Origin of the sequence: Pseudomonas mendocina (assembly GCF_900636545.1) — a bacterium.
In the GTDB taxonomy this organism is placed as follows: domain Bacteria; phylum Pseudomonadota; class Gammaproteobacteria; order Pseudomonadales; family Pseudomonadaceae; genus Aquipseudomonas; species Aquipseudomonas mendocina.
In genome coordinates this window covers 3992589-4007031 of record NZ_LR134290.1, presented here as the reverse complement: position 1 = coordinate 4007031, position 14443 = coordinate 3992589, and the positions used below count along the sequence as shown (strand labels likewise).

Below are 14443 nucleotides of genomic sequence, written 5' to 3'. Positions count from 1 at the left end.
CGGTGGTGCCATTGGCACCTCTGTCGCTGTTTACATCGCTACGGACGTCGCCTCGACATGTCTCGGCAGGGTGACCCGAATTCGAGTGCCCAGTTGGCGCTCGGGGTCGGCCGGGCTGTCGATTGTTATCTGTCCATAATGCTCTTCCACGATCGAATAGACCAGCGCAAGGCCCAGGCCGGTCCCCTCGCCGGGGTCCTTGGTGGTGAAGAAAGGCTCGAACAGGCGGTCGATGATCGCCTTGGGAATGCCGCTGCCTTCGTCCTCGACGATCAGGTCGACGGTATGTTCGCTGGCCTCGCTGCGTACGCGGATGGCGCCGCCGGGGGGCGAGGCATCACGCGCGTTTGACAGCAGGTTGATCAGGACTTGGGCCAGACGCTGTGGGTCGCCACAAGCCCAGTGCTGCGGATCGCAGAGGTTGTAGAACTGGATATCGAAGTTGCGCTTGTTCAGCGACAGCAGGCCGATGGCATCCTGCGCCACGTCGGCCAGGCACACAGGCTCGTCGCTGCGCTGGTGGCTGCCGGAGTGGGCGAAGCTCATCAGCGACTGGACGATGCGCGACACTCGCTTGGTCTGCTCGAGGATCTGCCCGCTGATTTCGGTCAGTTCGCCATCGTTCTCACGTTCTTCGCGCAGGTTCTGCGCCAGGCAGGCGATACCGGTGATCGGGTTGCCGATCTCGTGGGCGACCCCCGCAGCAAGACGGCCGATGCTGGCCAGGCGTTCGGAATGCACCAGCTTGTCTTCGAGCACCTGAGTTTCGGTCTGGTCTTCGACCAGCAGCACCAGGCCACTGTTACCGGGCGCCAGCGGTTCATTGATGGCCGCCTTGTGCAGGTTCAGCCAGCGAATCTGGCCATCGAGCGCCAGGTGCTGTTTATGCAGGTGCTGGTCGGGACATTCGATGAAGTCTTGCAGCAGGCTTTGCCAGGGCTCGGCCAGGGTGCTCAGGCGCGAGCCGACGATGCGCTGTGCGGGGATGTCGGTGAGCTCTTCCATGGCTCGGTTCCACATCAGGATTTCCTGGTCCTTGGCCAGCGAGCAGACGCCCATCGGTAATTCCTGCAAGGTCTGGCGGTGGTAGCGGCGCAGCGCATCGAGCTCGGCGGCCAGGCCGGTAAGGCGCGACTGGTAGTCCTCCAGGCGGCTCTCGATGAAGTGAATGTCTTCGGTGACGTAACCTTCGCTGCCGGACTTGTAGGGCAGGAAGGTCTCGACGATATCCTGCGCCACGCTCGGCCCCATCAGGCCGGACAGGTTGGCCTCGATGCGATCGCGCAGCCGGCGCAGGGCGTAGGGGCGGCTTTCGTCGAACGGCAGATGCAGATCGCGCAGGGCTTGCTCCACCTCGCGCTGGGCGGTCTTGGCGCCGAGCGGCTTGGCCAGTTGTGCGGCAAAGTCCTGTGGCGACACGGCGACCAGCTCGCGTCGTTGGGGACGGCGCACGTTATCCACCGCGCAGGCTTCGGCGGCGCTTTTTTCCTCGGGGCTGGCCTCGGTGAACAGCGAGACCAGGGTGAACACCAGTACGTTGGCGGCCAGCGAGGCGATGGCTGCGAGGTGCCAGCTGGCATCGTCGAGCACATAGATGACGTTGAACAGCGGCAGGTAGAAGCCTTCCAGATTGCCCAGCAGCGGCAGCAGCATGGTCATGGCCCATACGCTGATGCCAGCCAGCAAACCGGCGAGGAAGCCGCGGCGATTGGCGGTTTGCCAATACAGCACCGACAGCACGCCGGGCAGGAACTGCAAGGTGGCGACGAAGGCGACGATGCCCAGGTTGGCCAGGTCCTGTTGGGCGCCGAGCAGCAGGTAGAAGCCGTAGCCGGCCATGATGATGGCCACGATCAGCGCGCGGCGTGTCCACTTCAGCCAGCGGTAGATGTTGCCTTCGGCGGGCGGCTGGTACAGGGGGAGTACCAAGTGGTTCAGTGCCATGCCTGACAAGGCCAGGGTGGATACGATGATCAGGCCGCTGGAGGCCGACAGCCCGCCGACATAGGCAAGCAGCGCCAGGGTTTCGCTGTTGACCGCGATACCCAGGCCGAGGGTGAAATACTCGGGGTTGGTGGTCGCCCCGAGCTTGAGGCCGGCCCAGAGGATCAGCGGCACGGCCAGGCTCATCAGCAGCAGGAACAGCGGCAGGCCCCAACTGGCGCTGACCATGGCGCGTGGGTTGAGGTTCTCGGTGAAGGTCATGTGATACATGTGCGGCATGACGATGGCCGAGGCGAAGAACACCAGCAGCAGGGTGCGCCACGGGCCTTCCTGCAGCGGCGTATGCAGCGTGGCCAGTGCCGCCTGGTTCTGCACCAGCCATAGCTCCAGCTCACGCGGGCCGCCGAATACCTGATACAGCGCGTACCAGCCGATCACGCCGAGGGCGATCAGCTTGACCAGCGACTCGAAGGCGATGGCGAACACCAGGCCCTCGTGCTTCTCGCGGGTGGCGATATGGCGCGCGCCGAACAGGATGGTGAAGAGGATGATCAGCCCGCAGTAACTCAGCGCGACCTTTTCCTGCAGCGGCTCGCGGCTGAGGATGCCGATGGAGTCGGCCACCGCCTGGATCTGCAGGGCCAGTAGCGGCAGTACGCCGATCAGCATGAACAGGGTAGTCAGTGCGCCGGCCCAAGTGCTGCGAAAGCGGAAGGCGAACAGGTCTGCCAACGATGAAAGCTGGTAGGTGCGAGTGATGCGCAGGATCGGGTAAAGCAGCACGGGGGCCAGCAGAAAGGCCCCGGAAACCCCGAGGTAGCTGGCGAGAAAGCCGTAACCGTACTGGTAGGCCAGGCCGACCGTGCCGTAGAAGGCCCAGGCGCTGGCGTATACGCCCAGCGACAGGGTGTAGGTCAGCGGGTGGCGGATGATCCAGCGCGGAATCAGCCCTTTTTCACTGACCCAGGCGACACCGAACAGCATCAGCAGATAGCCGGCGCTGATCAGGATCAGTTCGCTCAGGCTAAAGCTCGTCAGCATCGCGTTGGCTCTGAAGAATGAAGGTGACGACGATCAGGATCAGCCACAGCAGATAAGGCCGGTACCAGGCGCCATTGGGGTCGATCCACCAGTCCATGATGGCCGGTGAGAACAGGTAGATTCCCACTACCAGGATCAGAACCAGTCGGTAGATATACATGTGACATCTCGTCGAAAGATGCCGCGATGGTAAAGGATGCCGCGCGCTTCAAGCCACAAACTTGAGGCTTGCCGTAGGAGTCGCTGTGCGCACCCTACCTCAGTTGCGCTTCTGCCAGGGTACGGCTTCGTGGAATGCGCGTGGCGTCCCAGTTGGCGACGCCCCAGGCCAGTAGCTCGCCCGGCGTGGCGCCCTGCAGGTCGGCCGGCGGCTGTTGCCCCAGCGCGCGCAGTGCGCGCAGCAGCAGCGGCCCGGCCTGGTCAGCGGGCAGGGGTGGCGAGCGGTAGCTCTTGCCCAGCTTGTGCCCGTCCGGCTGGATGATCAGCGGCACGTGCAGGTAACGTGGTTGTGACAGCCCCAGCAGTTCCTGCAGATACAGCTGGCGCGGGGTGGAGTCGAGCAGGTCGGCGCCGCGTACCACGTCGGTTACGCCCTGCCAGGCATCGTCCAGCACCACGGCGAGCTGATAGGCGAACAGGCCGTCGCGACGACGAATCACGAAGTCGCCCACTTCACGGCCCAAGTGCTGGCGAAACTCCCCCTGCACCCGGTCGACGAAGTGATAGTCCAGCTCCGGCACGCGCAGGCGGATGGCCGCGTCGTGATCAGGGTGGCAGGCGTTGCGGCAGAATCCGGGGTAGATCCCGGCGTAACCTTCGAGCTGCTTGCGTGAGCAGATGCAGGCGTAGGCCAGGCCCTGGCTGAACAGGCGGGCGATGACCGCGGCGTATTCGGCGTGGCGCTCACTTTGGCGTACCAGTTCGCCGTCCCACTCGAAACCGTAGCACTCCAGGGTACGCAGAATCGCATCCTGTGCGCCGGGTACTTCCCGGGGCGGATCGAGATCTTCCATGCGCAGCAGCCAACGGCCGCCGACGGCGCGGGCATCGAGATAGGAGGCGAGGGCGGCGACCAGCGAGCCAAAGTGCAGGTAACCGCTGGGCGTAGGGGCGAAACGCCCGATATAGGCTGTGTTCATGAAGCGAAGGCCAGAAACAGAGCGGGGCGCCTAAGCGCCCCGTCGTCAGATCAGGAACCGATCTGCTTTTCCTTGATTTCCGCCAGCGTCTTGCAATCGATGCAAAGGGTCGCGGTCGGGCGGGCTTCGAGGCGGCGGATGCCGATCTCGACACCGCAGGAATCGCACCAGCCGTAATCGTTGTCTTCGATCAGCTGCAGGGTTTCGTCGATCTTCTTGATCAGTTTGCGCTCGCGATCACGGGCACGCAGTTCCAGGCTGAATTCTTCTTCCTGGCTGGCGCGGTCGGCCGGGTCGGGGAAGTTGGCCGCTTCGTCCTGCATGTGGTGCACGGTACGGTCGACTTCCTGCATCAGCTCCAGCTTCCACTTATTGAGGATGCTGGTGAAGTGAGCGCGCATCGGCTCGCTCATGTATTCCTCGCCTTTCTTTTCCGGATAAGGCTCGAAACCACGAATCAGCTGGCTGGTGCTTTTGGCTTTTTCTTTTGTGGGCATGGATGACGCCTCTCACTCTTTCTAATCCATCGCGCAGGTTATTCCATTGCCAGGCGTTTGTCCGGCCCTGCGACTGCAAGCCGGCGAACTTACCAGATCGAATCGGGGCGCGCTACTCCCGGTTGTCTCCGCCCTGTCCGGGCTGTGAACGAAATCTGAATGCCATCGACTAGCAAGCGTAGCGGCGCTTTCGCGTCCTTGCCGCGGCCTCAAGCAGCCCTGCTAGAATCCGCGCCTCGCAACCCTGAAGACGGACCCATGGCTCAGCTCTACAGCGCGCGCAGTCGCGCCATCGAACCCTTCCATGTGATGGCCTTGCTGGCACGTGCCAACGAGCTGCAGGCGGCCGGTCACGATGTCATTCACCTGGAGATCGGCGAGCCGGACTTCACCACTGCCGAGCCGATCATCCGTGCCGGTCAGGCCGCGCTGGCCGCCGGACACACGCGCTACACCGCAGCGCGCGGCCTGCCGCAGCTGCGCGAAGCCATCGCCGGCTTCTATGCCGAGCGTTACCGACTGAGCATCGACCCGCAGCGCATTCTGGTTACACCGGGCGGCTCCGGTGCGCTGCTGCTCGCCGCCAGCCTGTTGGTCGACCCGGGCAAGCACTGGTTGCTGGCCGACCCGGGCTATCCGTGCAACCGTCATTTCCTGCGCCTGGTCGAAGGCGCTGCGCAGCTGGTGCCGGTCGGCCCGGACGTGCGATACCAACTGACCCCGCAACTGGTGGAGCGGCACTGGGATACCGACAGCGTCGGCGCCCTGGTCGCCTCGCCGGCCAACCCCACCGGTACCTTGCTGCACAAGGATGAGTTGGCGGCGCTTTCGACCTGCCTCAAGCAGCGTGGCGGTCATCTGGTGGTGGACGAGATCTACCATGGCCTGACCTATGGCTGCGATGCGCCCAGCGTGCTGGAAGTGGATGACGATGCCTTCGTCCTCAATAGTTTCTCCAAATATTTCGGCATGACCGGCTGGCGTCTGGGGTGGCTGGTAGCGCCCGATGCCGCCGTGCCGGAGCTGGAGAAGCTGGCGCAGAACCTCTACATCAGTGCACCGAGCATGGCTCAGCATGCCGCGCTGGCTTGCTTCGAGCCCGCCACCCTGGCGATCCTCGAAGAGCGCCGCCACGAGTTTCAACGCCGCCGCGACTATCTGCTGCCGGCACTGCGCGAGCTGGGCTTCGGTATCGCCGCTACGCCTGAAGGTGCCTTCTATCTATATGCAGACATCAGCGCCTTTGGCGGTGACGCCTTTGCCTTCTGCCGCCACTTCATCGAAACCGAGCACGTGGCTTTCACCCCGGGTCTGGATTTCGGTCGTCACCAGGCCGGGCACCATGTGCGCTTCGCCTACACGCAGAATGTCGAGCGCCTGCAGCAGGCGGTCGAACGCATTGCCCGCGGCCTGAAGAGCTGGAAGCCCGATGCGCTTTGATCCGCCGCTGGAGGAAGGGCGGCTGTTGCGCCGCTACAAGCGCTTTCTCGCCGATATCGAGACGGCCAGCGGCGAGCAGATGACCATCCACTGCGCCAACACCGGCTCGATGCTCAACTGCATGAGTGAAGGCTGTCGGGTGTGGTTCAGCCGCAGCAACGATCCCAAGCGCAAGTTGCCGGGCAGTTGGGAAATCAGCGAAACGCCGCAGGGGCGCCTGGCCTGCATCAACACCGCGCGGGCCAACGCGCTGGTGGAAGAAGCGCTGCGTGCCGGCGTGATCAGCGAACTGGCTGGCTTTACCGCGCTCAATCGCGAGGTGGCTTACGGTGTGGAGAACAGCCGCGCCGATTTTCGCCTGGATTACCCGAGCGGGTCGGCCTTTGTCGAGGTCAAGAGCGTGACGCTGGGCTTCGATGGCAGCGATGTGGCGGCCTTTCCTGATGCAGTGACGCAGCGCGGTGCCAAGCACCTACGCGAGCTGGCCGCGCTGGCGCGTGCCGGTGTGCGCACGGTGCAGCTGTATTGCGTGAACCTCTCCGACATTCGCGCCGTAAGGGCGGCGGAGGAGATCGATCCTGCCTACGCGGCGGGATTGCGTGATGCCAAGGCTGCGGGGGTGGAGGTGCTGGCCTACGGCGCCGAGCTCAGCCCTGAAGGGATCACCCTGGTCCGCCGGCTGGATGTCCTTGCGTAGGGTGCGCCGTGCGCACCGGCTACTGCTTTGGGAACGCCGTGCGCACAGCGTATCCTACGGCGCAATCCAGATTCCGTTCGCGTCTTCCTTGCACGCCAGCCTCTGCAGCGCCTGGCCCTCGCACGGGCCGGCCACGCATTCACCGCTCTCGATCAGAAACAGCGCGCCGTGAGTCGCGCAGCGGATCAGGCTGCCGCTGTCATCGAGAAAGTCGTCTGGCCGCCACTCCAGGGCGATGCCGCGATGTGGGCAGCGGTTGATATAGGCGTGCACCTGACCGTCCCTGCGTACTGCAAGCAGGTTCAACTGGTCGAGCACGAAGCCCCGGCTCTGACCCTCGGCCAGTTCCTGTGGGGCGCACAAGCGAATCATCGCGGTTTCCCGTTAGCGTGAAGGTCGACGACCTCGGATGACCTTCCTCCGGCAGGAAGAAGGTGGCGCATAGCGCCGCAAGACGGGCGGATTATCCCGCAAGAAGGAGGAGGGCGCATCCTTGCGCCAAGTGGAACTCAGAACTGCCAGGAGGCCGATACGCGGAGGCTGCGCCCGGGCTCGCTGTAGTAGTCGATTGGTTGCGGGCTGGTGCGGCCGCCAATGCTGGGCACGTTGAGGGCGTTCCAGTACTTCTTGTCGAACAGGTTGAACAGACCGGCCTGCAGTCGGACGCCATCCAGCGCTGCCGGTTGCCAGTAACCGGTGAGGTCGACCACGCCATAGCCGGGGGCCTTGAAGTCGCTGTCGTTCTCGACCTTGTCGCGACGGCGGGCGGCGGTCAGCATCAGGTCCGCGCCGTAGTGCTGCTGGGTGTAGCTGAGGCCGAGGGTGCCGGTCAGGGGGGCGACCGAGTTTAGGTGCTGCTTGGTTTCGCGGTCCTTGCCTACGGCCCAGGCGACCGAGGTCCAGGCCTGCCAGGAGGGTGCGAACTGCCAGTGCGCGGTGCCTTCGGCGCCGTAGATGCGCACCTTGTCGCGGTTCTCCATCACCTCGAAGAAAGTCGGGAACTCACCAGCCTGGAAGCCGTAGTCCTCTTCGTTGGCGGTGATGCTGTCGATGAAGTTTTTGTAGCGGTTGTCGAACAGGCTGACGGAGCCGCCCAGATGCTTGTCGCCCAGGCGCGCGCCAACTTCGTAGCCGGTGCTTTCCTCGGGCTTGAGGTTGGGGTTGCCGACGCGTGCGTAGCCCATGCCGGAGTTGGTGAAGGTGCTGTACAGCTCGTTTACGTCCGGTGCCTTGAAGCCCTGCGCCCACTGCGCGTAGAGGGTCGCCAGCTCGTGCGCCTGCCAGGTCAGCAGCAGGCTGCCGGCCCAGTTAGAGTCCTTGTTCTCGGTGAGCATCACGCTGTCGCCGGCCAGCACGTAACCACTGGTGCCGCTCCTGGGTTTGTACTCGTAGCGGTCATAGCGCACGCCTGGCGTCAGGATCAGGGTGTCGCTGAGGGCGATGTCGTCTTTCAGATAGAGACCGTACAGGTTGCCCGGCGTTTTCGGCATTTCGGCCTGGTTGGTGTGCAGGTTGATGCAGGAAAAGTAGATGCCGGCGGGTGTGCTGTCCGGGCGCGGCGGGAAGGGCGGTACCAGCACGCTGGGGCAGGCATCGTAGCCGCTGCTGTACTGCTCGGCCTCGATGCGGCTCCACTCCGCGCCAAGGGTTAGATTGTGCTGGCCCAGCTGCTTGCCCAGGGTGCTGGTGATGCCGTACTGGGTCTTCTCGATCTCGTTGCTGCGGCCGAAGGGGCCGGCCAGCGTCCCGGCGCGAGTCGCCTCCACCTCATCCTCACGCTGCAGCTTCTGCCAGTAAACGATGGTGTCGGCCCAGTCGAGCAGGCTGTCAGCGTTATCGGCGCGGTACTGGTGGTCAAAGGACAGGCGCTTGCGCTCGTTGTTCTCGCGTGTGTCGTAGTGCCGAGGGTAGTTGGCGGTGCCCTGGTTGATGCGGCTGTCCATGTCTTCTGTGCGCTCGAACAGTTCGGCGGTCACACCGACGCGGTGCCCGCCGCCGAGCTTCTGCTGAACCTTGAGCAGCAGGCTGTGCTGATCGGTATCGCTGGGGTTGGCCTCGGTACGCAGCGTGCCGAGCACATTCTGGTTGCCCTGGTTTTCGAGTTGGTGGCCTTTGCGTCCGCCGGCCTGGAGTAACCAGGAGGTGTCGTTGAAACGGCCGGCCAGAGCGGCGTTGAGCCCCCAGCTGCGGTCGGTGCTGTCGTAGTCGTTCTTGACCATGCCGGCGAACTCGTCCCTGTCGCCCAGCAGGTCATCCGGGTTCAGCGTGCGCAGTTGCAGCGCTCCGCCCAGGGCGCCGGAGCCAACCTGGCTGGAGTTGGCGCCGCGCACCACGTCGATTGCGGACAGGCTCTGGAAGTCGATGCTGTCCAGGCCGCCGTTCACCTCGCGCACGGCGTCATTCAGCCAGGGCATGCGGATACCGTCGATGGTGGTAAGCACTCGGTCGCGATCCAGGCCGCGAATATTGATGCTGTTGTTGCTGCGGTTGTAGTTCAGTCCAGGCTCGGCACGGCGCGACAGGTCATCGAAACTGCGAATCTGTCGGCGTTCCAGCGTCTGTGCATCGGTCTGGGTGGTGGTCGGCAGCGTTTGCCTGGCTGCGGCAGCAGTGACTTCGACGTCGGGTAGTTCGGCCGGGGTATCGGCCAGGGCCAGGGAAGGGCACAGCAATAGCAACGCAAGCCAGGGGCGGCGAGCGTACGGCGGGCGAACGAGCATGGTGATACTCCAATGCATGCTTGGCAGTTCTGCGACTGCCTGGTTGGCGACGGCGCAAGACGTTAACCAGATTATTTATCTGATGCAAATAATTCTCAGGTAGATTATCGTTCTCTTAAATTGCACTGCTGTGTCGGTACAGACTCGTGTCGACGACGGTGCTGCCAACTGTCCGTGAGAGAGGAGATCCCGATGAGTACCGCAAACAACTTGGCTGCGCCGGCCGCCGATCTTTACCAGGCCTGGCAAGTGCTGCGCGGTGAGCAACCCCGCCTGCGCGCCCGCGAAGCGGCGGCTCAGCTAGGTGTCAGCGAGGCCGAGTTGACCGCGAGCCGTCTGGGCATCGATGCGCAGCGCTTGCGCCCGGACTGGGCCGCGCTGCTGCCGGCGCTCGGTGAGCTCGGTCGGGTCATGGTGCTGACGCGTAACGAGCACTGCGTCCATGAGCGCAAGGGGCTCTACCGCGAGGTGAGTGTTGCCGCATCCGGGCAGATGGGCCTGGTGGTGTCGGCCGACATCGACCTGCGCCTGTTTCTCGGTGGTTGGGCCAGCGTGTTTGCCGTGGCCGAGGAAACCGCCAAGGGTATCCAGCGCAGCATCCAGGTGTTCGACCAGCAGGGTGTTGCCGTGCATAAGGTCTACCTGACCGAGCACAGCGAACTGGGGGCCTGGCAGCCGTTGGTCGAGCGCTTCGCTGGTGAGCAGAGTGCCGAGCTGCAACTGTTGCCGCTGCCCGTGGCTCCCGCGCACAAGGCCGACGCCGAGATCGACAGCCAGGCGCTGCGTGATGGGTGGGCGAAGTTGCAGGACACCCATCACTTTTTTGCCTTGCTGAAGAAGCATGAGGTTGCCCGCACCCAGGCGCTACGAATGGCAGGCGAGCAATGGGCGCAGCCGTTGGCGACTTCCGAACTGACGGTACTGATGGAGCAGGCGGCTGCTCGTGAAGTGCCGATCATGGTGTTCGTCGGCAATCGCCACTGCATCCAGATTCACACCGGCCCGGTGAACAACCTGCGCTGGATGGACAGCTGGTTCAACGTGCTCGACCCCGATTTCAACCTGCACCTGCAGACCCGCGGCGTGGTCGAGCTGTGGCGTGTGCGCAAGCCCAGTGTCGACGGCGTGATCACCAGCCTGGAGGCCTTCGATGCCGATGGCGAGCTGGTGATCCAGTTGTTCGGTGCGCGCAAGCCCGGCATGGCCGAGCGCGATGACTGGCGCGAGCTGGCCGAGTCGCTGCCAGTGCTGGCCTGATCCGTACCGGCTCCTGCAGGGGCCGGTCGATGTCACGTTTGAGGAGTCGAGACCATGCGTCTTGCCAATATCCTGGGCGGCCTCGCGGCCGTCCTGTTGTTTCCCAATATGGTCCTGGCTGCCGAGCCGTTGCCGCAGCGCTGGGTGAGTTCAGGCGGTGCCCTGAGTGAGTGGGTGGTGTTGCTGGGCGGCGAGAGCAAGCTGGTGGGTGTCGATACCACCAGTCGTTATCCGGCGTCGCTGACCAAGCTGCCCAGCGTCGGTTATCAACGCCAGTTGGCGGCCGAGGGTGTTCTTGCCCTGCGCCCGGACCTTCTTCTAGGCAGCGAGGAGATGGGCCCGCCGCCGGTGCTCGAGCAACTGGCGGCGGCTGGCGTGCGCATCGAGCGCCTTAGCGCGCGGGCCGAGCTGGACAGCCTGCAGGCCAACCTGCAGCGCCTGGGCCGGCTGCTCGGTGATGAGGCAGCGGGGCAACGCGCCTTTGCCGATTACCAGGCGCGCCTGCAGACCCAGCAGCAGTGGGTCGAGCAGGCGCAGCGCAGTCAGGAGGCACCTGGTGTTTTGCTGGTGCTTGGGCATGCCGGCGGTAGCCCGCTGGTTGGCGGTGTCGATACGGCGGCGGACTGGCTGATCAGCCGTGCCGGTGGGCGAAATCTGGCCAGTCACAACGGCTACAAGGCGCTTTCCAGCGAGGCGCTGCTGGCGCTCGATCCGCAAGTGGTGGTCGTCGCTGATCGCGCCCTGGAAGGCGATGCCGCGAGGCAGGCCCTGCTGCAGCAGAACCCGGCCCTGGCCGGCACCCGTGCTGCCCGCGAGGGGCGTTTGCTGGCGCTGGACCCGACCCTGCTGGTCGGCGGCCTTGGGCCGCGCGTGCCGGATGGGCTGGCGATGCTCGGCGCAGGCTTTTATCCTGCCAGCCAAACCCTGACTGCTGAAGCCAAGCGCGAGCCATGACCTCACCTTTTTCGACGCGCCCATTGTTCATTGCACTGGGCCTGCTGCTCGTGCTCGCGTTGTGGCTCTCGCTGGCGCTCGGGCCGGTCAGTCTGCCGCTGGGTGATACCTTGCGTGCGGCTCTGCGCCTGCTGGGTCTGCCCTTCGCGGCGGATGCGTCGGTTCAGCAGGCCGAACTGATCCTGTCGCAGATACGCATGCCGCGTACCCTGCTCGGGCTAGCTGTGGGTATGGTGCTGGCCCTGTGTGGTGTGGCGATGCAGGGGCTGTTTCGCAACCCGTTGGCCGACCCCGGCCTGGTCGGGGTGTCCAGCGGCGCCGCGCTGGGCGCTGCGGTGGCCATCGTCGGTGGCGCCGCCTTCGGCGGTTTGCCGGAAGCCTTTGCGCCTTATCTGCTGTCGGCCTGCGCCTTCGTTGGCGGCCTGCTGGTCACGGCGCTGGTCTACCGTCTGGGCCGGCGTGACGGGCAGACCAATGTGGCGACCATGCTGCTGGCCGGCATTGCGCTGACCGCACTGGCCGGTGCGTCCATTGGCCTGTTCACCTACCTGGCGGACGACGCGACGTTGCGCACCCTGACGTTCTGGAACCTGGGCAGTCTCAACGGGGCCAGCTATGCGCGGCTCTGGCCATTGTTGCTGGCCACGCTGGCTGTGGCACTGTGGTTGCCGCGGCGGGCACGGGCGTTGAATGCCCTGCTGCTCGGCGAGTCGGAGGCCCGCCACCTCGGTTTCGATGTCGAGCGCCTCAAGCGTGAGCTGGTATTCTGCACCGCGCTGGGTGTGGGGGCTGCGGTGGCTGCTGCCGGCCTGATCGGCTTTATCGGCCTGGTGGTTCCGCACCTGATGCGTTTGCTGGTCGGCCCCGATCATCGCTTGCTGTTACCGGCCTCCGCACTGGCTGGTGCAAGCCTGTTGCTGCTGGCCGATCTGGTTGCGCGTCTGGCGCTGGCACCTGCCGAGTTGCCGATCGGCATCGTCACGGCGTTGATCGGCGCGCCGTTCTTTCTCTATCTGCTGGTGCGGGGGCGAAGCTGATGCTGCGGGTCGAACAGCTGGAAATTCGCCGCGGGCAACAGGTGGTGCTCAGTGGCATCGACCTGCAACTGCGCCCCGGTGAGGTGCTCGGTGTATTGGGGCCGAACGGTGCGGGCAAGAGTACCTTGCTGGCGGCGATGACCGGCGAGCTGCCGGCCAGTGCCGGGCAGGTGACGCTGGATCAGCGCGCGCTCGATGACTGGTCCGGGCCGGAGCGGGCCAGGCGCCTGGCCGTACTGCCACAGAGTTCGAGTCTGAACTTCGCCTTTCGTGTTGAGGAAGTGGTTGCCATGGGGCGGCTGCCGCACGACAGCGGGCGCATGCGCGACGCGCAGATCATCAAGGAGGCGCTACATGCGGCCGACGCCACTCACCTGACGGGGCGCAGCTACCTGGCGCTGTCTGGTGGTGAGCGTCAACGTGTGCACCTGGCGCGGGTGCTGGCGCAGCTGTGGCCGGGTGGTGACGGGCGAATTCTGCTGCTCGATGAGCCGACCTCGATGCTCGACCCCTTGCATCAGCACACCTGCTTGCAGGCGGTCCGTCGTCTGGCCGAATCCTGTGCGGCCGTGCTGGTGATCCTCCATGACCTCAACCTGGCTGCACGCTACTGTGATCGCCTGCTGTTGCTGGATCAGGGCAGAGCACATGCGTTGGGTACGCCTGCCGACGTATTGCGCGCCGAGCCGCTGCAGGCCGTGTTCGGTCTGGAGGTGCTGGTGCAGACTCATCCCGAACGCGGCCACCCACTGATCGTCGCACGCTGAATGCTGGAGCCCTCGATGCGAGTCCTACTGCTGAGTTGTCTGATGCTGCTGGCCGCCTGTCACAGCCGAGAAGTCTTGCCGCTGCCGGCACCGCTCGCCCCACTTGGGCATGAGCATGCCGATCTGGGTCGTATCGTCGATTTGGCAAGTGGGCAGTCGATCAGCCCTGAGCAACTGCTGGAACGCCTGGTGCGAGCCGAGCGGGTCCTGGTCGGCGAACAGCACGACAACCCCGATCATCATGCCCTGCAGCTCTGGCTGTTGCGCGAGCTGGCCAGGCAGCGGCCGCAGGGTAGTGTATTGATGGAAATGCTCAATCCGGATCAGCAGCCCAAGGTCGATCAGGCTCAGCGCGTTGCACGTGAGGGGCAATCACCCAGCGACCCGTTCGTTGCCTTGTCCTGGCAGCCCGGTTGGGACTGGTCGCTTTATGGGCCGCTGGTTCTGCATCAGTTGCGGCAGCCTTATCCCTTGCTCGCGGCCAATCTGGATCGCGCCGAGATCATGCAGATCTATCGCCAGCGCCCAGTTCTGGAAGGCGAGCGCTCCAGTGCGGGCGACGTGCAGGCGCGTCTGCTGGACGATATCCGCGAGTCGCATTGCGGCCTGTTACCGGACAGCCAGTTACCAGCCATGCTCGCCGTACAACAGCAGCGTGACCGACGCATGGCCGAGGTTCTTCTGGCAGCGCCACAACCAAGCCTGTTGCTGGCCGGCGCCTTTCACGTGCGCAAGGATCTTGGCGTGCCGCTGCACCTTGCTGATCTGAGCGCGCCGACGGGTAACGCGATACTGATATTGGCCGAGGTCGGCCGTTCGGTAGATACGTCCATGGCTGACTACGTCTGGTTCACCGCTGCGCAACCGGCGCAGGATCACTGCGCCAAACTGCGACCCTAGCCGCCTTTCGCCTGCGGGCAGCAGGGTATTCTCGGCGTTTTGCCGATGCG

At 64.7% G+C, this 14443-nt stretch carries 13 protein-coding genes; 7 read left to right on the top strand and 6 right to left on the bottom strand.

Going from position 1 to position 14443, the window contains the following annotated elements:
- Positions 1–30: 30 nt before the first annotated feature.
- The 4 genes from EL191_RS18635 to dksA form a co-directional block, all read right to left on the bottom strand.
- Positions 31–2985 carry a sensor histidine kinase gene (locus EL191_RS18635; RefSeq protein ID WP_017363704.1) on the bottom strand — a complete coding sequence of 985 codons (2955 nt, stop codon included), beginning with the start codon at positions 2983–2985 and terminating at the stop codon, positions 31–33.
- Complete coding sequence (locus tag EL191_RS18630) at positions 2969–3145, bottom strand: hypothetical protein (RefSeq protein ID WP_003244646.1); 177 nt, start codon at positions 3143–3145, stop codon at positions 2969–2971. Before EL191_RS18630 ends, EL191_RS18635 begins: the two co-directional genes overlap by 17 nt.
- 94 nt (positions 3146–3239) lie before the next feature.
- On the bottom strand, positions 3240–4124 hold the full coding sequence (gene gluQRS, locus EL191_RS18625) for a tRNA glutamyl-Q(34) synthetase GluQRS (protein ID WP_013716971.1): 885 nt from the start codon (positions 4122–4124) through the stop codon (positions 3240–3242).
- A 50-nt stretch (positions 4125–4174) separates the two neighbouring features.
- Positions 4175–4621, bottom strand: a complete 447-nt coding sequence (dksA, locus tag EL191_RS18620; protein ID WP_013716970.1) for an RNA polymerase-binding protein DksA — start codon at positions 4619–4621, stop codon at positions 4175–4177.
- 258 nt (positions 4622–4879) lie between these two features.
- Between dksA and EL191_RS18615 the strand changes: the two genes are divergently transcribed.
- Together EL191_RS18615 and sfsA are read left to right on the top strand one after the other, a co-directional pair.
- Complete coding sequence (locus EL191_RS18615; protein ID WP_041980717.1) at positions 4880–6061, top strand: pyridoxal phosphate-dependent aminotransferase; 1182 nt, start codon at positions 4880–4882, stop codon at positions 6059–6061.
- Entirely contained in the window at positions 6051–6758 is a 708-nt protein-coding gene (sfsA, locus tag EL191_RS18610) for a DNA/RNA nuclease SfsA (protein ID WP_041980718.1), read from the top strand. The genes EL191_RS18615 and sfsA overlap by 11 nt, the downstream gene beginning before the upstream one ends.
- A 54-nt stretch (positions 6759–6812) precedes the next feature.
- On the opposite strand, the gene EL191_RS18605 is transcribed toward sfsA, so the two are convergent.
- Together EL191_RS18605 and EL191_RS18600 are read right to left on the bottom strand one after the other, a co-directional pair.
- Positions 6813–7130 carry a Rieske (2Fe-2S) protein gene (locus tag EL191_RS18605; protein ID WP_041980719.1) on the bottom strand — a complete coding sequence of 106 codons (318 nt, stop codon included), beginning with the start codon at positions 7128–7130 and terminating at the stop codon, positions 6813–6815.
- A 137-nt stretch (positions 7131–7267) separates the two neighbouring features.
- Entirely contained in the window at positions 7268–9478 is a 2211-nt protein-coding gene (locus tag EL191_RS18600) for a TonB-dependent hemoglobin/transferrin/lactoferrin family receptor (RefSeq protein WP_041980721.1), read from the bottom strand.
- A gap of 192 nt (positions 9479–9670) precedes the next feature.
- Between EL191_RS18600 and EL191_RS18595 the strand changes: the two genes are divergently transcribed.
- The 5 genes from EL191_RS18595 to EL191_RS18575 are packed head-to-tail and all read left to right on the top strand — an operon-like array spanning position 9671 to position 14393.
- Positions 9671–10735, top strand: a complete 1065-nt coding sequence (locus EL191_RS18595) for a hemin-degrading factor (protein WP_017363710.1) — start codon at positions 9671–9673, stop codon at positions 10733–10735.
- A 54-nt stretch (positions 10736–10789) separates the two neighbouring features.
- Positions 10790–11689: a heme/hemin ABC transporter substrate-binding protein gene (locus EL191_RS18590; RefSeq protein WP_041980723.1), complete on the top strand. Its 900-nt coding sequence runs from the start codon at positions 10790–10792 to the stop codon at positions 11687–11689.
- On the top strand, positions 11686–12726 hold the full coding sequence (locus EL191_RS18585; RefSeq protein ID WP_041980724.1) for a FecCD family ABC transporter permease: 1041 nt from the start codon (positions 11686–11688) through the stop codon (positions 12724–12726). The genes EL191_RS18590 and EL191_RS18585 overlap by 4 nt, the downstream gene beginning before the upstream one ends.
- Entirely contained in the window at positions 12726–13493 is a 768-nt protein-coding gene (locus tag EL191_RS18580; RefSeq protein WP_041980726.1) for a heme ABC transporter ATP-binding protein, read from the top strand. The genes EL191_RS18585 and EL191_RS18580 overlap by 1 nt, the downstream gene beginning before the upstream one ends.
- 15 nt (positions 13494–13508) lie before the next feature.
- A complete protein-coding gene (locus EL191_RS18575; protein ID WP_041980727.1) occupies positions 13509–14393 on the top strand; it encodes a ChaN family lipoprotein in 885 nt (294 codons plus the stop codon).
- Positions 14394–14443 lie beyond the last annotated feature (50 nt).